Here is a 19,929-nt window from a genome sequence, read left to right as displayed (position 1 = left end):
GCCGGCCACGGGTTGAAGTTCCAACAGTCTTGACCGATACCCCCAAGGGGTATAGGTTCCTCGCAGCGGGCACAGAAGATCGGAGAAAGCTGTGACAGATAGGGCGCTAGCGGCCATCGGTCATGCATTGGAGCTGACCGGCTCGATGACGTGGGAGATCCTCTGGGCGCTGATCCTGGGATTCGCCCTGTCGGCGGTGGTGCAGGCCGTGGTGCGACGCTCCACCATCGTGGCGTTAATGGGCGACGACCGGCCCCGCACTCTGGCCGTTGCGGCCGGACTCGGCGCGGCTTCCTCGTCTTGCTCGTACGCCGCGGTGGCGCTGGCGCGATCGCTGTTCCGCAAGGGCGCCAATTTCACCGCGGCGATGGCGTTCGAGATCGGTTCGACCAATCTCGTCGTGGAGTTGGGCATCATCCTGGCGCTGCTGATGGGCTGGCAGTTCACCGCCGCCGAGTTCGTCGGCGGACCGTTGATGATCATCGTGCTGGCGGTGCTGTTCCGGTTGTTCGTGCGCCAGCGCCTCATCGACGCCGCTCGCGAGCAGGCCGAGAAGGGACTCGCCGGTTCCATGGAAGGCCATGCGGCCATGGATATGTCGATTCAGGGCGACGGATCGTTCTGGCGGCGGCTGTTGTCCGGGCCGGGCCTGACCTCGGTCTCGCATGTGTTCGTGATGGAGTGGTTGGCGATCCTGCGCGACCTGGTTCTGGGACTGTTCATCGCCGGGGCCATTGCCGCCTGGGTGCCCGAAACGTTTTGGCAGGACTTCTTTTTGACGAGCCACCCGACCTGGTCGGTGGTGTGGGGGCCGATCGTGGGGCCGTTCGTAGCGATCGTGTCGTTCGTCTGCTCGATCGGCAACGTGCCGCTGGCCGCGGTGCTGTGGAACGGAGGCATCAGCTTCGGCGGGGTCATCGCGTTCATCTTCGCGGACCTGCTGATCCTGCCGATACTGAACATCTACCGCAAGTACTACGGCACCCGGATGATGCTGACGTTGTTGGCGACCTTCTACGCCGCGATGGTGGCGGCCGGATACCTCGTCGAATTGATCTTCGGCACAGCGGGTCTCATTCCAAACGAGCGCAACGCCATGATGATGTCTGCGGGCATTTCGTGGAACTACACAACATGGTTGAACATCGCCTTCTTGGTGATCGCGGCGGTGTTGGTCGCGCGGTTCTTCACCTCGGGCGGCATGCCGATGCTGCGGATGATGGGCGGCTCGCCGGACGCCGAGCACGGGGGGCATGAGGGGCACGGCGCGGCTTGCCACTGATGGCACTGCTCTAGACGCGCCAGGTCGCGCTAGGTCGCGCTAGGTCGCGAGCGTGCAGAAATGCTCAGCGACACACCGTAATCCGTGGCATTCTGTGCACGCTCGACGTCAGACTTTCTTGTCAGTGGTGGTTCGTAGAATTTCTGTCATGAGCGTGCGTGAGGAGATCGTCGAGGTCTTCGACGCGCTCGATAATGCCGCTGATCTATTGTGCGAGATGTCTTTTGACGCGCTGACCACCCGCGAGTGGATGGCCACGTTGGACCGCTTGGAGCGTGTCGTGCGCCGGTTGCAGACTCCCCAACACGCGCTGATCAACCAACTCAGCGCGCACGCATCCGAAGAGGAACTGGGCGCCAAGCTGCGTGCGGCATTGGCCGACCGGCTGCGGATAACCAAAGCCGACGCCAGCAGGCGCATCGCCGAAGCCGAAGACCTCGGCCAACGCCGAGCCATGACCGGAGAACCACTGCCCCCGAGGTTGACCGCAACCGCAGCCGCCCAACGCAAAGGACTGATCGGCGACGGCCACATCAAGGTCATTCGCGACTTCCTCACCCATCTGCCCGCCGACGTAGATCCAGGCACCCGAGAAGCCGCCGAAGCCGACCTGGCCGGCAAGGCAACTGAGTTTCGCCCCGACCAGGTCGCCAAATACGCCCGGGAAGTGATGGCGCTGCTACACCCCGACGGGGACTACAGCGACGCGGAACGCGGCCGCAAACGCGGCATCACCTTGGGCCAGCAGGACTACGACGGTATGTCGCGCATCAGCGGCCTGATCACCCCGGAGTTGCGGGCCATGATCGAGGCGACATGGGCAAAGCTGGCCGCACCCGCGGCCGGTCAGCCCGCCGACCACACCCCCGCCAGCGACGGCGAACCCGATGCACAACCCATAGGCAACGACACCCGCAGCCAACCGCAACGCCATCACGACGCTTTCACCACCGCACTGCGCACGCTGCTGGCCTCCGGCACGCTGGGCCACCACAACGGCCTGCCGGTCAGCATCATCGTCACCGCCACCCTCAACGATCTCCAAACCGCAACCGGAAAGGCCGTAACCGCCGACGGCACCCTGGTGCCGATGTCACAAGTGATCCGCTGGGCCGATGCCGCCAAACACCACTACCTGGCAATCTTCGACGGCGCCAAACCCCTCGCCCTCTACCACAAGAAGCGCTTGGCCTCCCCCGCCCAACGAATAATGCTCTACGCCAAAGACCGCGGCTGCACCAAACCCGGCTGCACCGCACCGGCCTACAACTGTCAGGTCCACCACGTCAGCGGCTGGACCAACACCCACCGCACCGACATCACCGACCTCACCCTGGCCTGCGGACCCCACAACCGCCTCGCCGAAAAAGGATGGAAAACCCGCACCAACACCAACGGCCACACCGAATGGCTACCCCCCGACCCCCACGACCACGGCCAACCCAGAACCAACACGTTCCACCACCCCGAAAAACTGCTCGCACCCGATGACGACGCAGACGTCCCGTAGCTTTCCTCCGCCTTCCGGGCGGCGTTATTCTGGCCTGCGGGAATTTCCCGGCGAAAGGGGTCGTGGGTTGTCAAAGCCGAACGAGCCTGGCCGCTTTCCGCAGCGGCCTGCCGGGCCCCCGCCGCCCGCCGACATCGGACGGTTGCTGCTTCGCTGCCACGACCGTCCGGGAATCATCGCTGCGGTAAGCAATTTCCTGAGCCAGGCCGGTGCCAACATCATCTCCCTGGACCAGCATTCCACCGCGCCCGAGGACGGAACCTTCTTGCAGCGCGCGATCTTTCACTTGCCCGGCCTCACCGCCGCGATCGACGGGCTGGAGCGAGAATTCGCGGGCACCGTCGCCGAGGAGTTCGGCATCGCCTACCGGTTCACCGAAGCCGCCAAACTCAAGCGGGTCGCGATCATGGCGTCCAAAGACGACCATTGCCTGCTAGACCTGTTGTGGCGCAACCGGCGTGGCGAACTGCAGATGTCCATCGCCATGGTGATTGCCAACCATCCGGACCTGGCTGAGCGGGTGCGACCCTTCGGGGTACCGTTCATCCACATTCCCGCCACCCGCGACACCCGAGCCGAATCCGAACAGCGCCAACTCCAATTGCTCAGCGGCAACGTCGATTTGGTGGTGCTGGCCCGCTACATGCAGATCCTCACCGCGGACTTCCTCGCCGCGGTGGGGTGTCCGCTGATCAACATCCACCACTCATTCCTGCCCGCCTTCATCGGCGCCGCCCCCTACAAGCGCGCCCGGGAACGAGGCGTCAAGCTCGTCGGTGCCACCGCCCACTACGTCACCGAAGTCCTTGACGAAGGCCCGATCATCGAACAGGACGTGGTGCGGGTCAGCCACACCGACACCGTCGACGATTTGGTACGTGTCGGCGCCGACGTGGAACGGGCGGTACTGTCCCGAGCGGTGCTCTGGCACTGCCAGGACCGCGTCATCGTGCACGACAACCAGACCATCGTCTTCTGAGGCACGCTATTCGGCTGAGGCGGTGTCCATCGCGGTATCGCCGAATCCGGCCCTCAAGGCTGTCCGTACGTCGGCGTACGACCCGGGCGACTTACGGTACGCCCCTTGTCCTTTGAGAATCTGACGCACCAACGGCGCAACGAGCCGCCTCGGGTACCGCTTCCAACCGGTCGTCGCACGCATCTCGGCCAGCATGTCCGGCCACGAATGGCGCTGAAATCCCAACAGTTCTTGCGCGCGGGCGACATCCATCCAGTCGTTGAGATACCAGTCGTCGTCGTTGTTCGGGTCTCCGGGCCGGGATTGCGGCAAAATGCCGACCATGCCCTGCGCTGCGGCCATGGCTGTCCCGATCTCACCGTGTAGCAAGCGCAGCGAGTCGTCACCGGCGATCAGTAAGATTTGTCCAACGACATCCGCGTGCGTGGCAGCCGCGAAAGCCGTTGCGACATCTCGGGTATCAACGCAGTGCACCCGACAGTCAGACGGGATCGCGCTGCCAAAGTACACAATGTCTTTGGAGAAGGGCATCGCCGACGGGTCGACGCTGAGCACGCCGCCGAGTCGTAGAATCACCCAGTCCAGAGTGGACGAACGGACAATGTGTTCGGCTTCAGCCTTGTGGCCCCCATACAGTTCGCTGGGCCGAATCGGGGTATCCACACCCAGCAGGTCAGTGCAGTGATGCGGGTTGCGCGAGCCGTAGATGGCGACGCTGGAGGCGTGCAGCAGACGCGGCGGATTGGGCTGGCGTTCGGCGGCCCGCACCACCGCGGCGGTGGCATCGACATTGACCCTGCGGGCCAACGCACGATCCAGGTAGACCAACGGCGGGATGACCGCGGCCAGGTGAACGATCACGTCGGGGGCAACCTCGCCCACCATGGCGTCGACTTGATCGGGTTCGCTGAGATCGACCCGCCGGATTTGCACGCCGGGCGGCAAGCCCTCGGCCTTGCGGTGCGAGGTGGCGACCACCTGCCAGCCGTCGGCCGCGAACCGCCGGACGGTCTCGCAGCCCACTAACCCGAAAGCGCCGGTGATCAGCACCTTCGCCGACCTCATAGGCGGAGATACTACGCGCCAAGAATCCGAAAAGGTTTCACCAAGTGAGCAGCGTCAGTCTTGGTTCAACGGCAGAACCGCCGCCGCGCACCACCCGACGAAGCGAAAGAGAGGCACCCAGGCGAAAAGACCCTCACACATTCAGTGGTCAAGAAACGGGCCTAGCCTCCCCCTCGGGCTAGGCCCGTTTTTTGCGAAGATCTAGTGGTGCGGGGTTACGACATCATCGGCGACATCCACGGTTGCGCCTCCGAGCTGGAATCGCTACTGGCCGAACTCGGTTACCGGCTTACCGACGGCGGGTACCGGCACGCGCAACGACAGGCGATCTTCGTCGGAGATCTTCTCGACCGCGGCCCCCAACAGCTTCGTGTCCTCGAGATCGTCAAGGCCATGGTGGACGCCCGTAGCGCCCAAATCGTCATGGGCAACCACGAATTCAACGCGATCTGCTACGCCACCGAGCATCCGGCCGGCAGCGGACGATACCTGCGCGAACACGGTGCCAAAAATGACCGTCAGCACCGAGAATTTCTGGATCAGCTCACCGACGGACAACGGGCGCACTACCTGCAGTGGTTCAAGGCGCTGCCGCTCTGGCTGGACCTCGGTGACATTCGCGTGGTGCATGCTTGCTGGCACGAAGAGTCGATGAAATCTATTGAACGACAACTCGGTTCGGGTCGGTTCAATCACCCCGATCAGTTCGTGCGCGCCTCGACCAAGGGTGACCCACTCTACGAGGCCGTCGAGATTGTACTCAAGGGCCCGGAGATCAGCCTGACAGATCATGGCCAACCCGCTTTCCAGGACAAGGATGGTCACGTCCGCGAACACGCCAGGATCCGCTGGTGGCATGCCGATGCGACCACGCTGCGCGAAATAGCGGAAATGGCAACGAATTTGACAACCGAAGACGGCGATCCCTACCCCAGCCTGCCGGACCATGAGGTGGGTGCGCGGGAACGCACCTACGTCTACACCGACACGGTGCCGGTGTTCTTCGGGCATTACTGGCGCAAAGACGCACCGCTACCCACCCGCGATTGGACCGACTACTGCGCATGCGTGGACTTCAGCGTGGCAAAGAACGGGAAGTTGACGGCCTACCGCTGGTCGGGCGAACCCACGATCAATCCGAAGAACTACGTTCAGCTGTCCTAGCGGTTATCCGTTCCCGCAGTCGGCGGTTCACCGGTTCGGGCAGCAACTCGGTCACGTCCCCACCCAGCATCGCCACCTCTTTGGCCAACGACGACGACACGAACGAATACCGCGGCGCGGTCGCCACGAAAAAGGTATCGACGCCGGCCACATGCTTGTTCATCTGCGCCATCTGCAGCTCGTACTCGAAGTCGGTGCCGGTGCGCAGACCCTTGACGATCGCGTTCATCCCCTGAGACCGGACGAAATCGACCACCAGACCCTGCCCCGATTCGACGCGCAGGTTGGGCAGGTGGGTCGTGGACTCCTCGATCATCGCAATCCGGTCTTCGAGCTCGAACATGCCCTTCTTGGCGGGGTTTATCAGAATCGCAACCACCACCTCGTCAAACTGGGCCGCGGCGCGTTCGAAAACGTCGATGTGGCCCAACGTGACCGGGTCGAATGATCCAGGGCATACGGCGCCGCTCATAGGGCCTGACGGTAGCACCGAGGTTCAGTCCAGTTCGGCCAGCTCCAAGCGGGTGTCGCCGTAAACCCGCTGCGGCCACTCCGACCAGCCACGCGGCCAGGTCAACGGCGGGCTGGACGCGGCGCGCTCGACCACCGCAACGGTGCCCGGCCGGGCCCAGCCGTGCTCGTCCAGAGCGGCCAGCACCGCGTTGACTTCGGCGGTGTCCACCTCATAAGGCGGGTCCGCCAGGACCAGGTCCGCCGGTGAGGATGCCCCGCCGGCCAGCACCGAGGCCACCGCGCCGCGACGAATTGTCGCGCCGGGCAGGCCGATGGCGGCGATGTTGCGGTTGAGCACGGCGGCGGTGCGTTGATCGGACTCGACGAACAGTGCCGAGCCGGCCCCCCGGGAAAGCGCTTCGAGCCCGAGCGCACCCGAACCGGCATACAGATCCAGCACGGCCATACCCGCCAACTCCAACCGCGCCGTCAAGATGTTGAACAGCGACTCCCGAACCCGGTCGGTGGTCGGCCGGGTACCGCGCGGCGGGACGCTCAGGCGCCGACCCCCCGCGACGCCGCCGATGATGCGGGTCAGTTCAGCACCACCAGCAGGTCCCCGCCCTCAACCTGCGCGGTGTCCGATACCGCCACCCGCTCCACGGTGCCGTCACTGGGGGCGGTGATCGGCGCCTCCATCTTCATCGCCTCGATGGTGGCGATGGTCTGGCCGGCACTGACTTGATCGCCGTCGGACACGCTGACGGTCACGACCCCGGCGAACGGCGCCGCGACGTGTCCGGGGTTGCCGCGGTCGGCCTTCTCGGCGGCCGGGACCGCACTGGCGATGCTGCGGTCGCGCACCAGCACCGGCCGCAACTGGCCGTTGATGATGCACATCACCGTTCGCATGCCGCGCTCGTCGGGTTCGGAGATGGCCTCCAGCCCCATCAGCAGCTCCACGCCACGCTCTAGCTTCACCCGATGCTCTTCGCCCTGGCGCAGACCGTAGAAGAACTGGTTGGCCGACAGCTGCGACGTGTCGCCGTAAAGCTCACGGTGCTCCTCGAATTCTCTTGTCGGGCCGGGGAATAGCAGCCTGTTCAGGGCGGCCTGACGTTTAGGCCCAGCCGCAGATAACGCCTTCTCGTCGTCGGCCGTCAGTTTCGGGGCCGGCTTGGCCGGCTCGCGGCCGGCCAGGGCCGCCGATCGCAACGGCTCGGGCCATCCGCCGGCCGGTTCACCGAGTTCGCCGCGCAGGAACCCCAGCACCGACTCGGGGATGTCGAATCGCGAAGGGTCAGCAGCGAATTCGTCGGCGCTCAGACCGGAGCCGACCAACGCGAGCGCCAAATCGCCGACCACTTTGGACGACGGGGTCACCTTGATCAGGCGCCCCAATATCCGGTCGGCACCCGCGTAGGCCTCTTCGACCTCCTCGAAGCGGTCCCCCAGCCCAAGCGCGATGGCCTGCTGGCGCAGGTTTGACAACTGACCGCCCGGAATCTCGTGATGATAGACCCGGCCGGTCGGACCGGGCAGCCCAGATTCGAACGGCGCGTACACCTTTCGCAGCGCTTCCCAGTACGGCTCCAGCGCGCACACCGCCTCGAGCGACAAACCGGAGTCGTGCTCGGTGTGCGCGGCCGCGGCCACGATCGAGCTCAGGGCAGGTTGGCTGGTGGTGCCCGCCATCGGCGCCGCAGCCCCGTCGACCGCGTCGGCGCCGGCCTGCCACGCCGCGACATAGCTGCCCAGTTGACCGCCCGGGGTGTCGTGGGTGTGCACATGCACCGGAAGGTCGAAGCGCTTCCGCAGCGCGCTGACCAACGTGCGGGCCGCGGGCGCCCGCAGCAGGCCAGCCATGTCCTTGATGGCCAGCACGTGGGCGCCGGACTCGACGATCGCCTCGGCCAACCGCAGGTAGTAGTCCAGGGTGTAGAGCCGCTCGCCCGGGTCGGACAGGTCACCGGTGTAACACATCGCGACTTCGGCTATGGCGGAACCGGTTTCGCGCACCGCATCGATAGCCGGACGCATCGAGTCGAGGTTGTTGAGCGCGTCGAAGATCCGGAAGATGTCAATGCCGGTAGCCGTCGCCTCCTCGATGAAAGCCGACGTGACGATCTCCGGATATGGCGTGTAGCCCACGGTGTTTCGGCCCCGCAACAGCATCTGCAGACAGATGTTGGGGATCGTTTCCCGCAGAGCCGCCAGCCGCTCCCACGGGTCCTCCTTCAAAAAGCGCAGTGCCACATCGTAAGTGGCGCCGCCCCAGCACTCCACCGACAGAAGCTGCGGCAGGGTGTGCGCGAGATACGGTGCCACCATAAGTAATCCGCTGGTCCGCACCCGGGTGGCCAACAGCGACTGGTGCGCATCGCGGAACGTCGTGTCGGTTACCCCGATCGCCGGTGACTCGCGCAGCCAACGCGCGAAGCGATCCGGCCCCAACTCCAGGAGTCGTTGCCGCGAACCGGGCGGCGGCGCGGCGTCGCGGTCGATTTCGGGCAACTTGTCCTGCGGGTACACCTTCGACGGGCGGGTGCCGTGCGGCTGGTTGACCGTCACATCGGCCAGGTAGGTCAGGATTTTGGTGCCGCGGTCGGCTGAGGTGCGCGCGGTCAAAAGCTGCGGGCGGTCGTCGATGAACGACGTGGTGATACGGCCCGCTTGGAAGTCCGGATCGTCCAGAACTGCTTGCAGGAACGAGATATTCGTCGAAACCCCGCGAATCCGGAACTCTGCCATCGACCGGCGCGCCCGGTTCACCGCCGTCTGGAAGTCCCGGCCCCGGCAGGTCAGCTTGACCAGCATCGAGTCGAAGTGCGCACTGATCTCCGCGCCCAGGTTGGTGCTGCCGTCCAACCGGATGCCGGCACCACCGGGGGTACGCAACGCGCTGATCCGGCCGGTATCGGGACGAAAACCGTTGGCCGGGTCCTCGGTGGTGATGCGGCACTGCAGCGCGGCGCCGTGCGGGCGCACCGCATCCTGCGTCAGACCCAGGTCGTCAAGCGTCTCCCCGGCCGCGATGCGCAACTGGCTGGACACCAGGTCGACATCGGTGATCTCCTCAGTGACGGTGTGCTCCACCTGAATTCGAGGATTCATCTCGATGAAGACGTAATCGCCGTTCTCGTCGAGCAAAAACTCCACCGTGCCGGCGCAGCTGTAGCCGATGTGGCGGGCGAATGCGACCGCGTCCGCACAGATCTTTTCCCGCACCTGGATGGACAGGTTCGGTGCCGGCGCGAGTTCGATGACCTTCTGGTGACGACGCTGCACGCTGCAGTCGCGCTCGTAGAGGTGGATGACGTTGCCGTGCGTGTCAGCGAGGATCTGCACCTCGATGTGCCGCGGCCGCAACACGGCCTGTTCCAGATACACCGTCGGGTCGCCGAACGCCGATTCGGCTTCCCGGCTGGCCGCTTCGATCGCCTCGGGTAACGCCGAACTCTCGGTGACCCGGCGCATCCCGCGGCCGCCGCCACCGGCGACCGCCTTGACGAACAACGGAAACCGCATCCCCTCCGCGGCGGACACCAGGTCATCCACCGACGCCGACGGCGCCGAGGATTCGAGCACCGGCAGTCCCGCTTCCCGCGCGGCGGAAATAGCGCGGGACTTATTGCCGGTCAGCTCAAGGACTTCCGCGCCGGGACCGACGAAGGTGATGCCGGCCGCCAAACATGCCGCGGCCAGATCCGGGTTCTCCGAGAGGAACCCGTAGCCGGGATAGACGGCGTCCGCGCCGCAGTTGCGGGCGGTTTCGACGATCTCCTCGACGGACAGATAGGCGCGCACCGGGTGCCCGACTTCGCCGATCTGGTAGGACTCGTCGGCTTTGGTTCGGTGCAACGAATTTCGGTCCTCGTAGGAGTAGACCGCGACGGTGCCGACGCCTAATTCGTAGGCGGCGCGGAACGCCCGGATCGCGATCTCGCCGCGATTGGCCACCAGCACTTTGGCGATCACGCTCGACCCCTCTAATTCAGACCCGCTAATTCAGACGAGTGTCGACCAATAGTTCCAGAAGCGAACCATGATCAACAGGAAGACTCCCGTAATCCAGAACGTGACGATCGACCACCGCCACTGGAGCAACAACCGCAGGCCAGTGCGATCTCCGACCACCGGTCGCACCAGGACGGACGCCACCACCACCAGCAGCGTGATGGTCGCCAGCCAGACCACCATGCAGTACGGGCACAGCGCCCCGATCCGGTAGAGGCTCTGGTAGATCAGCCAGTGCACGAACACCGTACCGAGCAGGAGTCCCAGCAACATGCCGAGCCAATACCACCGGGGCAGAGCCACTTTCGCGACCGCCAAGACTCCGGTAACCACCACCACGGTGAAGCCGGCGATGCCGAGCAGCGAATTGGGGAAGCCGAGCAGCGATGCCTGCGGTGTGATCATCACCGAGCCGCACGACACGATCGGGTTGATGTTGCAGGACGGCACATACGACGCATTGAGCAGCAGCTCGATCTTTTCCACCGTCAGCGTGATCGAAGCGACCAAACCGATCACACCGCCGATCAGCACCCACCACGCGCTCAGCGCAGGCACCCACAGACCCGGCCCCGAGTCTGATTGCGGGTCCGCTTCGGAATTCCGTTCTAGGTCAGGGGATTCGGGGGCAAGTTCTGCTGACACCGGTCAGGTTTTCGCCTCGGCCGCGGCCTCGTCCATACCGGGAACGTTGCCGACGAGCTCTCTGACCTTGGCGACCAACGCATCCGGTGTCGACGGATGGTATTCCTCTCCGTTGATCCGGACGGTCGGGGTCGCACGAATGTCGTTGGCCGCCGCCAAACCGGTGACCTTCGAGATGTACTTGCCGCTGTTGATGCAGTCCGGCACCGTGCCCACCGCACCCGCCTGACGCGCTAATTCGATCAACCGGGAGTTGTCGGGAAAGCTCTTGCCCGTTTCTTCGGGCTGAATACCGGGGCTGTAAAGCGCGGTGTGGAAACGGCGAAACGCCTCGATGGACTCGTCGGCTACGCAGTACGCGGCCGCGGCGGCCCGCGACGAATAGTTCTGGGTCGCCGGGCTGTCCAGGATCGTCACCATATGGTAGTCGGCGGCGACGGCGCCGATGTCGATGAGCTTGGACACCGTCGGGCCAAAACCGCGCTCAAAGTTGCCGCACGCCGGGCACAGGAAGTCCTCGTAGAAGGACAGCACGGCTTTGGGCTTGCCGTCGTTGGTAACCAGGTTGGCCGCGCTCACCCGGACGGCGCCTTCGTGCCCGCCGGCACTCTTCTTGTGGCCGTTGTTGACGATGTAGAAGACGAGAACGACGGCGAAGATCACCACTATCGCCGTGCCACCGATCTGGATGAGCCGGCCGAACTTGCCGTCGCCGGACTTCAGGTCGAGTCGCGCGGGGCGCTTTTTGTCGGCCACTGTTCGCTGATCCTCACGTGTGTTGGCTTGACCCGCAGTCGGGCGCCTCTAGAGTACCGACGACCTCACCGCAGCAGGTCAGCACCGGCTCAGGTGGGCACGCAGCGCCGAAATCAGCTCGGTCGTTGCCGCGGCGCTGTCGCCGCCGAGCTGGAACAAATTCGCGAAGCCGTGCGTCAGCGAACCCAGGTAGCGCAGGTCTACGTCGATCCCCGCCGCGCGCAGCGCCGTCGCATAATCCTCACCCTCGTCGCGCAGCGGATCGAACCCGGCGACCGCTATCAGCGCCGGCGGCAACCCTTCCAGCGACTCGGCCAGCGCCGGCGACACGCGGGGATCCGCCGGGTCGATCCCGGAACCGCGCAGGTACTGCGTCTCGAACCAGTCCATGTCGCGCTTGGTCAGCAGGAAGCCCCGAGCGAACAGGCTCAGCGATCGGTTCTGCGCGGTGAAGTCGGTGCGCGGATAGATCAGCCACTGCAGCACCGGGATCGGGCCTCCGCTGTCCCGGGCCAGTTGGCTAACGACGGCCGCGAGGTTGCCGCCCGCGCTGTCCCCGCCGACCGCGACCCGTCCGGGCGTCGCGCCCAGTTCCGCGGCGTGCTCGCAGGCCCATTCGAACGCGGCGTACGCGTCGTCGAGGGCTGCCGGCGCCGGGTGTTCCGGGGCCAGCCGGTAGTCGATGGACAGCACGTGGATACCGGCGTCGCGGCAGGTCAGCCGGCACAGCGCGTCGTGGGTGTCCAGGTCGCCGATCGCCCAACCGCCGCCGTGGTAGAACACCAACAGCGGTGTGGGGTCCTCGCCCGGCGGGCGGTAGTGCCGCGCCGCGATATCACCGGCTGGGCCGGGCAGCGTGAGCTCGTTCACCTCGACGTGAATCTGCGGACCGGGCAGCTCCACCATGTTCTGGTGCATCAGCGCGCGGGACGGGCCGGGACCGTCGCCATCGTTGATCACCAGGCCGTCGATGCCGACGGCACGCATGCCGGTCAGCATCAGCTGCAACGTCGGGTCGAGCGTGTTGCCGTCGATAACCACCGAACGCCCGCGGGTGAGCAGCCGCTTGGCCGCGCCGGGAATCCACGGAATGACTTTGACGCCAACGCTGGTCACGGTGTTCTGCGCTCGGGACAACAACCCGATCGGTGGACGCGTCGCTCCCAGATGGAGGTCTGGCGCACCTGGCAGACTTCTGGTCATGGGCCGCTCCCTAGAAAAAACTTTCGTTACGCTAAACGACGGCAACTTGATCCCCGTCGTCGGGCTCGGTGTCTTCAAGATCGAACCGAAGGACACCGTGCCTGCGGTAGCCGCCGCGCTGCGCGCCGGTTATCGGCATATCGACACCGCGGCGGCCTACCGTAACGAACCGGAGACCGGACGCGCGATCGCCGATTCGGGCGTGCCGCGCGACCAACTCTACGTTGTGACCAAATTGGCGAATCCCGACCAGGGTTATGACCGCACCATGACCGCATTCGACGCGAGCATGCGCCGGCTCGGTCTGGACTATCTGGACTTGTACCTCATCCATTGGCCGCAGCCACAGCTGAACAAGTACGTCGACACCTACAAAGCTTTCGCCAGCCTGCGGGACCAGGGCCGGATCCGCTCCATCGGCGTCAGCAACTTCGAACCAGAGCACCTATCCGTGCTCATCGATGCGACGGGAATCGTTCCCGCGGTCAACCAGATCGAATTGCATCCGCTGTTGTCGCAGGCCAGGTTGCGAGAGGTGCACGCCCGGCTGGGCATAGCCACCGAGGCATGGTCGCCGTTGGGGCGCGGATCGCTGCTCAATCACCCGACGGTGACGGCCGTCGCCGCAGATTGTGACCGGACACCCGCCCAGGTGTTGATTAGGTGGCATATCCAACTCGGTAATATCGTGATTCCCAAGTCGGTAAACCCCGCGCGGATTGCGAGTAACTTCGACGTGTTCGACTTCGAACTCAGCGCCACTCAAATGGCGTCGATTTCCTCGCTGAACGACGGAACACGGCTTGGTCCTGATCCAAGAACATTCACTTCAACCAGGTAGGTGAAATCACGTGGCTGGCGAGTCGGGCGCCGTTCCCTCGATAACTCTTAACGACGAGAACACGATTCCGGTGCTCGGTCTTGGCACCGCAGACTTATCGGAGGACGAGACCGAACGGGCAGTGTCGACCGCGCTCGAGCTCGGTTGCCGGCTCATCGACACCGCGGCTTCCTACGGCAACGAGGCGGCGGTCGGTCGTGCGATCGCGGCCTCCGGTATTCCCCGAGCCGAACTGTTCGTCACCACCAAGCTGGCCACCGACGACCAGGGCTTCAGCACCGCGCCGCCGGCCTGCCAGGCCAGCCTGGAACGGCTCGGTCTGGACTACGTCGACCTCTACCTGATCCACTGGCCCGCCCCGTCGGTCGGCAAGTACGTGGACTCGTGGGGCGGACTGATCCAGTCGCGCGGCGAAGGCCATGCCCGGTCTATCGGGGTGTCCAACTTCACCGAAGAGCACCTGTCGATGGCGATCGACCTGACTTTCGTCACCCCGGCCGTCAACCAGATCGAGCTGCATCCGCTGCTCAACCAGGACGAGCTGCGCAAGTCCAACGCCCAGCACGAGGTCGTGACGCAGTCCTACACGCCGCTGGCCCTGGGCAAGCTCAATGACCACCCCACGATCAACCCCATCGCCGGGGAGTACGGCAAGACGGCCGCGCAGGTGCTGCTGCGATGGAACCTGCAACTGGGCAATTCGGTCGTCTTCCGCTCAGCCAGCGCCGAACACATCGCCGGCAACTTGGATGTCTTCGACTTCGAACTGGCGGCCGAGCACATGGAGGCTCTGAACGGGCTCAACGACGGCACCCGGCTGCGTCCGGATCCGGAGACCTACGCCGGCACTTAAGTTTCTGCCGCCCCCCTCGGTCTTGCCGCCGACTGTGAATCTGGCGACCGTTCGCTCGCGTGTCGCGTCACAGGATGCACACTAGGCGCGGGAGCCGGGGGGAAGCGGCGCTAGCCGGCCGGGCAGGTGGCGGCCGCCTGGCGAAGCACGTCACTGGAAGCCTGGTCCACCGGCAGCGAGTAGCCGCGCAACACGGCGATGAACCCGACCGCATACTGGCACGCGAAAGCGGCGTTCGGCGGCATCCACCGCCCCGGCGGCGAATCGCCCTTGTCCTGGTTGGCCTGCCCCTGCACGGCCAGCAGGTTGGCCGGATCGTTGGCAAAGCGCACCCGCTCGGCGACGGGCCAGCCATAGGCACCCATGTCCCAGGCGTAGGACAACGGCACCAGGTGGTCGATCTGCACCGATTCGCCCACCTTGGCACCGCGTTGGAAAGCGACGACCGCGTTGGTGTACGGGTCGTGCAAAATGCCGGTGGCCACCGCGGTCGGGCATCGCTTGGTGAACACCAGGGTGATGTCCACCAGATCCCGGTTCAGGATGTCGTTGCGGGTGTCGCAGCCGTTATGGCCGCCGGGCGCGTCGTTGTCGTCGGTCCAGGCATCCCCGAACGCAGACCGCAGATAGTCGTAGCGGTGGATGCGCTGCGGGACGACGGCGATGCCGCCCAGCACGTCGACGCCCGGCACCACAGTGGGAACGTCTGCGCGAGCGGCAAATTCGTCGGCGTGCCGGGCCGATCCCACGGTCTGATACGCGACGAGCACAGCCAGTGCTGCCACCGCCGCCAACCACCACAACATCCGGCGCCTGCTCATGACTTGTCCAGGTACTCGATACGGTCGGTGTTGGTGAAAGGTGCTGCCATCAAACCTAATTCCGGGTCGGCGGGGTTGGCCGCGTAGGCAGCGACACAGTAGTCCCGAGCTGCCTCGATGAACTCCAAATGGTCGGACAGCGAAAGCAGTCGCAAGGTGATTGCGCGGCCGGATTGGTTGCGGCCCAGCACATCTCCCTCCTTGCGTTCCTTCAAGTCCAGGTCGGCTAGCGCGAATCCGTCCATCGTCGCGGCGACCGCCTTCAACCGCTTGCCGGCCGACGACCCCTCCGATGTCCAGCTCACGAGCAGGCACACGCTGGGATGCCGGCCACGACCGACCCGGCCGCGCAGCTGGTGCAGTTGGCTGATGCCGAACCTGTCGGCGTCCAGGACCAGCATCACGGTGGCGTTCGGGACGTCCACACCAACCTCTATCACCGTGGTACACACCAGCACATCGATTTGGCCGGCCCGGAACAACGCCATCGCGTCTTCCTTCTCGTCGGCCGGCAACCGTCCGTGCATCAGGCCCAGCCGCAATCCGGACAACTCGGCCGATCGCAGCCGGGTGAAGGTGGTTTCGGCGGTCGCCGACGGTCGAGGTCCGTCCTGCTTGTCGTCGGCTTCGGATTCGTCGATGCGCGGGGTCACCACGTAGGCCTGCCGCCCGGCCGCCACCTCCTCCCGGATGCGCTGCCAAGCGCGATCGAACCACTCCCGTTTCTGGTTGACGAAGATCACGCTGCTGGTGATCGGCTGCCGACCCCGCGGTAGTTCGCGCAGCGTGGAGGTCTCCAGGTCGCCGTAGTAGGTCAACGCGACGGTGCGCGGGATCGGCGTGGCCGTCATCACCAGCAGATGCGGGGTGATTCCGGCAGGAGCTTTGGCGCGCAACTGGTCTCGCTGCTCGACCCCGAACCGGTGTTGCTCATCGACCACCACCATGCCCAGCTGGTGGAACTCCACCGCATCCTGCAGCAGCGCGTGGGTACCGATGACGATGCCGACTTCACCGCCGGCGATCTCGGCCCGGACCTTCTTCTTCTGCGCGGCCGTCATCGATCCGGTCAGCAGCGCCACCCGGGTGGCGTTATCCGCCCCACCCAGCTGACCGCCCGCCGCCAGCGGACCCAGCACCGTGGTGGTCGACAGAAGATGTTGCGCGGCAAGCACTTCCGTCGGCGCAAGCAGTGCGCACTGATAACCCGCGTCGACCATCTGCAGCATCGCGAGCACCGCCAGGATCGTCTTGCCGGACCCCACTTCGCCTTGCAACAGACGGTTCATCGGGCGGGTCGTCGCCAAATCGTCGGACAACACGGCCAGCACCTCGCGCTGACCCGCCGTCAGCTCGAATGGCAAGCGCCCCAACAGCTCGGCCACCAGGCCGTCGGACCGTGGGGCCGCCGCCGGCCCGGACTGCGACAGCTCACCGTGCCGGCGGCCCGCCAGCGCCCACTGCAGTCCGATGGCTTCGTCGAAAGTCAGCCGCCGGCGGGCCCGCTCGTGCAGCGACTCTTCCTCGGCAAGGTGGACGGCGCGTAGGGCTTCGTCTTCGGAGATCAGGCGGTACTTGCTGCGCAGGGCCGCCGGTAGTGGGTCGGGCACCGGATCGAGAACTTCCAGGACCTGCCGTACGCAGCGGAAGATGTCCCAGCTCTGCAGCTTCGCGCTGGCGGGATAGATCGGGTAGTACGGACGCTCGAACTCGTCCATCACCACTTCGCCGCGAGCCTCCCGCGAAGCATCGGCGATGCTTCGCAGCGACTTGGCGCCGTGATTTTTCCCGTCCGGCGAGTCGAATACGAGAAATGCCGGGTGAGTGAGCTGCATGGCCCCCTTGTAGTAACCGACTTCCCCGGACAACATCACCTTCGCGCCCTTGATAAGGACCTTGTTGATGTAGTTCGCGTTGAAAAAGGTTGCGGTGACGCTGCCCCGGCCGGTGCCGACCGTGATGCGTAGGCACTTGCGCGACGGCGTCTTCTTCATCGGAAAGGATTCCGCACGGCTGATGACGTCCACGATGGTGATGTGCTCGCCGGCCTCGGGCCGCTCGTCGTCGACGCCCGGCGTCTCGCGGTTCTTGATGTAGCTGCGCGGGTAGTGCCGCAGCAGATCGCCGACGGTCTGAATACCGAATACCTCGTCGAGTAGCCCGATGGACTTGTCGGTCAGCAGGTAAGCGAGCCGATCGCTCAGCGACGCCACTACTCGACCCCGATCAGCAGCACGTCGCCGCGGTGGCCGGTGGGATAGATCATCAGCTCGGTGCCGGGGTGGCGGTCATGCATATGCCGTTCCAGCACATCTGCGATCGAATCGGCATCGCCGCTGCCGAGTTCGGCGCCCAGCAGCACGGTCACCAAGTCGCCACCCGAGGCCATGAGCAGGTCGAGCAGGCCGATCGCCGCCGCGGCGACGTCCGCACCGACGATCAGCACCTCGTCGCCGGCGATGCCCAGGCCGTCGCCCGGTTTACAGGGACCCGCCCACGTCAACGCGTTCTCGGTGGCAATGCGGACCGATCCGTGCCGGGTGGCGCCGGCGGCGCGGGCCATGGTGTAGCCGTCGTCGACGGCTTGGCGACCGGCGTCGTGCACGGCCAGCGCGGCCAGCCCCTGCACCATCGACCCGGTCGGCACCGGCACCACATCCACGCCCCAGCCGATCGCGGCGGTGCAACCCGCCACCAGCTCCTCGGCGGCCACATATCCGTTGGGCAGCACCATCACCTGCGCGGCTCCCGTGTCGACCACGGCGCGGACCAGCTGATGGGCGTTGATGTCGGCGTCGGGATCCGGCCGCAGCACACTTGCTCCCTCGCCGGCGAACAACTCGTTCGCCCCCTGACCATCCACAACGGCCAGCACCGCGCGTTCGCGAGTCCAGCTGCCAGCTGGCAGCCCGCTGGCACCGGAACTGAGCGCGGAGATCACGATCCGGCTGAGGTGGCCGGCTGCCAACCCCGCTTCGACCGCGGCGCCGGCGTCGTCGGCGTGCACATGCACCGAGTAGCTCTCCGACCCCGCCGCGGCGATCGCCACCGAGTCGCCGAGTTCCCCGAGCCGGTCGCGCAACGTGTCGACGGCCTCGGTTTCGCACCCGCTCAGGCGGTACATCACCTCGAATTGCGGAGCCGGGCGGCGGGCGTCTTCCGACGTCGGGCCGGGCAGCGAGCGCGGCGCGGGCTCGTAAACCGGGCGCGCCGGCGCGCTTCCGGTGATGATCGAACGCAACGAGTCGAGCATGACCAGCAGGCCCCGCCCCCCGGCGTCTACCACCCCGGCGTCGGCGAGCACGTCGAGCTGCTCGGTGGTCTTTTCCAGCGCGACCACGGCCGCGTCACCGGCGTCGATGACGGCCCGCCCGATCGTCTCCCCCGCCGCCGCCGACTGCTCGACGGCAGCAGCGGCCGCCCGCAGCACCGAGACGATGGTCCCGGGTACCTCCTCGCCGCCCATCGAGGCAAGAACCAGTTCGACTCCTCGCCACAGCGCCGTCCCGAGGATCGTCGCGTCCAGCGCCTTTGCGGCCGACTTGGCGGCAGCCTCGGCCGCCACCTCGGCGACACCCAGCAGAATCTGGGACAAGATCACGCCGGAATTGCCGCGGGCCCCGTTGACGGCGCCGGTCGCCAGCGCGGCGGCGACCTTAGCGACATCGGCATCATCCTCCGACTCGGCTTGGGCCAGTGCCGAACGCATGGTGAACAGCATGTTTGCGCCCGTGTCGGAATCGGCGACCGGGAACACGTTGAGCCGGTTGATCTCGTCGATGTGGGTGATCAGGTCGCTCACCACGGCATGCGCCCAGTCGCGAAGGGCCAAGCCGTCCAGCAGACGATCCGACGTGCCCAACCTGACCCCACCTTCTATTCACGCAGGCCCCAGCGCGCCAGCGTAACCTCGTCTCGGTCCGCGCCGGTGTCAGTCCAGAGCCTAGCCAGCGCGGCCGACAACAGCGGCGCCCGTTTTGGTGGTTGTCGACCGTTTTGGTGGTTATCGACCGGAGTCGGTATCCTGGGACACCCCTGGGCTAACCTGGCTATTCCGGCTCAGTTCGGCCGACCCGGCAACCGGAGTCGCCGACCCCCAGCAACAGACTTGAGGAGTTTGAACCATGGCCGCTGTGTGCGATATCTGCGGGAAAGGCCCCGGCTTCGGTAAGTCGGTGTCGCACTCCCACCGCCGCACCAGCCGCCGGTGGAACCCCAACGTTCAGACCGTGCACGCCGTGACCCGTCCCGGTGGCAACAAGAAGCGGATGAACGTCTGCACGTCGTGCATCAAGGCCGGCAAGGTCACCCGCGGCTGACGCCGGGCCCTGATTCGGCGG

17 protein-coding genes are annotated in these 19,929 nt (G+C 65.7%); 7 read left to right on the top strand and 10 right to left on the bottom strand.

Annotated features, from left to right (window positions below):
* Positions 1 to 91: 91 nt before the first annotated feature.
* From A5634_RS04865 to purU, 3 genes are all read left to right on the top strand, one after another.
* Positions 92 to 1,282, top strand: a complete 1,191-nt coding sequence (locus tag A5634_RS04865; RefSeq protein ID WP_081290199.1) for a permease — start codon at positions 92 to 94, stop codon at positions 1,280 to 1,282.
* Positions 1,283 to 1,430: 148 nt separating this feature from the next.
* Positions 1,431 to 2,792 (top strand): HNH endonuclease signature motif containing protein, encoded by a 1,362-nt coding sequence (locus A5634_RS04860; RefSeq protein WP_065142950.1) that lies wholly within the window; start codon positions 1,431 to 1,433, stop codon positions 2,790 to 2,792.
* A 67-nt stretch (positions 2,793 to 2,859) separates the two neighbouring features.
* On the top strand, positions 2,860 to 3,771 hold the full coding sequence (gene purU, locus A5634_RS04855) for a formyltetrahydrofolate deformylase (protein WP_253861487.1): 912 nt from the start codon (positions 2,860 to 2,862) through the stop codon (positions 3,769 to 3,771).
* A gap of 6 nt (positions 3,772 to 3,777) precedes the next feature.
* On the opposite strand, the gene A5634_RS04850 is transcribed toward purU, so the two are convergent.
* The gene (locus A5634_RS04850) at positions 3,778 to 4,836 is read right to left on the bottom strand and encodes an NAD-dependent epimerase/dehydratase family protein (protein WP_065142949.1); all 1,059 of its coding nucleotides are present in this window, start codon (positions 4,834 to 4,836) and stop codon (positions 3,778 to 3,780) included.
* Between the two features lie 204 nt (positions 4,837 to 5,040).
* Here A5634_RS04850 and A5634_RS04845 point away from each other — a divergent pair, with 204 nt between their 5' ends.
* Positions 5,041 to 6,000, top strand: a complete 960-nt coding sequence (locus A5634_RS04845; protein ID WP_065142948.1) for a metallophosphoesterase — start codon at positions 5,041 to 5,043, stop codon at positions 5,998 to 6,000.
* On the opposite strand, the gene coaD is transcribed toward A5634_RS04845, so the two are convergent.
* The 6 genes from coaD to A5634_RS04815 all read right to left on the bottom strand — a co-directional run bounded on the left by coaD (position 5,969) and on the right by A5634_RS04815 (position 13,074).
* Entirely contained in the window at positions 5,969 to 6,472 is a 504-nt protein-coding gene (coaD, locus tag A5634_RS04840; protein WP_065142947.1) for a pantetheine-phosphate adenylyltransferase, read from the bottom strand. The genes A5634_RS04845 and coaD overlap by 32 nt on opposite strands.
* A gap of 24 nt (positions 6,473 to 6,496) precedes the next feature.
* Positions 6,497 to 7,051: a 16S rRNA (guanine(966)-N(2))-methyltransferase RsmD gene (gene rsmD, locus A5634_RS04835; RefSeq protein WP_065142946.1), complete on the bottom strand. Its 555-nt coding sequence runs from the start codon at positions 7,049 to 7,051 to the stop codon at positions 6,497 to 6,499.
* Positions 7,048 to 10,431, bottom strand: a complete 3,384-nt coding sequence (locus A5634_RS04830; protein ID WP_065142945.1) for a pyruvate carboxylase — start codon at positions 10,429 to 10,431, stop codon at positions 7,048 to 7,050. The genes rsmD and A5634_RS04830 overlap by 4 nt, the downstream gene beginning before the upstream one ends.
* A 30-nt stretch (positions 10,432 to 10,461) precedes the next feature.
* Complete coding sequence (locus A5634_RS04825) at positions 10,462 to 11,034, bottom strand: vitamin K epoxide reductase family protein (RefSeq protein WP_155769361.1); 573 nt, start codon at positions 11,032 to 11,034, stop codon at positions 10,462 to 10,464.
* Positions 11,035 to 11,118: 84 nt separating this feature from the next.
* Positions 11,119 to 11,871, bottom strand: a complete 753-nt coding sequence (locus tag A5634_RS04820; protein WP_065142943.1) for a DsbA family protein — start codon at positions 11,869 to 11,871, stop codon at positions 11,119 to 11,121.
* A 78-nt stretch (positions 11,872 to 11,949) separates the two neighbouring features.
* Positions 11,950 to 13,074, bottom strand: a complete 1,125-nt coding sequence (locus A5634_RS04815; RefSeq protein ID WP_065142942.1) for an alpha/beta hydrolase — start codon at positions 13,072 to 13,074, stop codon at positions 11,950 to 11,952.
* On the opposite strand from A5634_RS04815, the gene A5634_RS04810 reads away from it, so the two are divergent.
* Together A5634_RS04810 and A5634_RS04805 are read left to right on the top strand one after the other, a co-directional pair.
* Positions 13,073 to 13,915 (top strand): aldo/keto reductase, encoded by an 843-nt coding sequence (locus tag A5634_RS04810; protein ID WP_065142941.1) that lies wholly within the window; start codon positions 13,073 to 13,075, stop codon positions 13,913 to 13,915. The genes A5634_RS04815 and A5634_RS04810 overlap by 2 nt on opposite strands.
* A 10-nt stretch (positions 13,916 to 13,925) precedes the next feature.
* Positions 13,926 to 14,768, top strand: a complete 843-nt coding sequence (locus A5634_RS04805; RefSeq protein ID WP_065142940.1) for an aldo/keto reductase — start codon at positions 13,926 to 13,928, stop codon at positions 14,766 to 14,768.
* Positions 14,769 to 14,878: 110 nt separating this feature from the next.
* On the opposite strand, the gene A5634_RS04800 is transcribed toward A5634_RS04805, so the two are convergent.
* From A5634_RS04800 to A5634_RS04790, 3 genes are read right to left on the bottom strand one after another with little or no spacing between them, the layout of a single operon-like run.
* Positions 14,879 to 15,589: an HNH endonuclease family protein gene (locus tag A5634_RS04800; protein ID WP_065142939.1), complete on the bottom strand. Its 711-nt coding sequence runs from the start codon at positions 15,587 to 15,589 to the stop codon at positions 14,879 to 14,881.
* A complete protein-coding gene (recG, locus tag A5634_RS04795; RefSeq protein WP_065142938.1) occupies positions 15,586 to 17,802 on the bottom strand; it encodes an ATP-dependent DNA helicase RecG in 2,217 nt (738 codons plus the stop codon). The genes A5634_RS04800 and recG overlap by 4 nt, the downstream gene beginning before the upstream one ends.
* Positions 17,802 to 19,451, bottom strand: a complete 1,650-nt coding sequence (locus tag A5634_RS04790; protein WP_065142937.1) for a DAK2 domain-containing protein — start codon at positions 19,449 to 19,451, stop codon at positions 17,802 to 17,804. The genes recG and A5634_RS04790 overlap by 1 nt, the downstream gene beginning before the upstream one ends.
* Positions 19,452 to 19,713: 262 nt before the next feature.
* On the opposite strand from A5634_RS04790, the gene rpmB reads away from it, so the two are divergent.
* Positions 19,714 to 19,908, top strand: a complete 195-nt coding sequence (rpmB, locus tag A5634_RS04785; RefSeq protein WP_065142936.1) for a 50S ribosomal protein L28 — start codon at positions 19,714 to 19,716, stop codon at positions 19,906 to 19,908.
* Positions 19,909 to 19,929: the final 21 nt, after the last annotated feature.

This window comes from Mycobacterium asiaticum, assembly GCF_001673365.1.
Taxonomy (GTDB): domain Bacteria; phylum Actinomycetota; class Actinomycetes; order Mycobacteriales; family Mycobacteriaceae; genus Mycobacterium; species Mycobacterium asiaticum_A.
The sequence above is the reverse complement of the archived record's forward strand: the minus strand, read 5'-3'. Positions and strand labels throughout refer to the sequence as shown.

What these genes read in the sequence shown, in the direction of transcription:
- rpmB (WP_065142936.1), top strand. Translation starts at nt 19,714, where the DNA reads ATGGCCGCTGTGTGCGATATCTGCGGGAAAGGCCCCGGCTTCGGTAAG.
- A5634_RS04860 (WP_065142950.1), top strand. Translation starts at nt 1,431, where the DNA reads ATGAGCGTGCGTGAGGAGATCGTCGAGGTCTTCGACGCGCTCGATAAT.
- A5634_RS04810 (WP_065142941.1), top strand. Translation starts at nt 13,073, where the DNA reads ATGGGCCGCTCCCTAGAAAAAACTTTCGTTACGCTAAACGACGGCAAC.
- coaD (WP_065142947.1), bottom strand. Translation starts at nt 6,472, where the DNA reads ATGAGCGGCGCCGTATGCCCTGGATCATTCGACCCGGTCACGTTGGGC.
- A5634_RS04850 (WP_065142949.1), bottom strand. Translation starts at nt 4,836, where the DNA reads ATGAGGTCGGCGAAGGTGCTGATCACCGGCGCTTTCGGGTTAGTGGGC.
- A5634_RS04800 (WP_065142939.1), bottom strand. Translation starts at nt 15,589, where the DNA reads ATGAGCAGGCGCCGGATGTTGTGGTGGTTGGCGGCGGTGGCAGCACTG.
- A5634_RS04815 (WP_065142942.1), bottom strand. Translation starts at nt 13,074, where the DNA reads ATGACCAGAAGTCTGCCAGGTGCGCCAGACCTCCATCTGGGAGCGACG.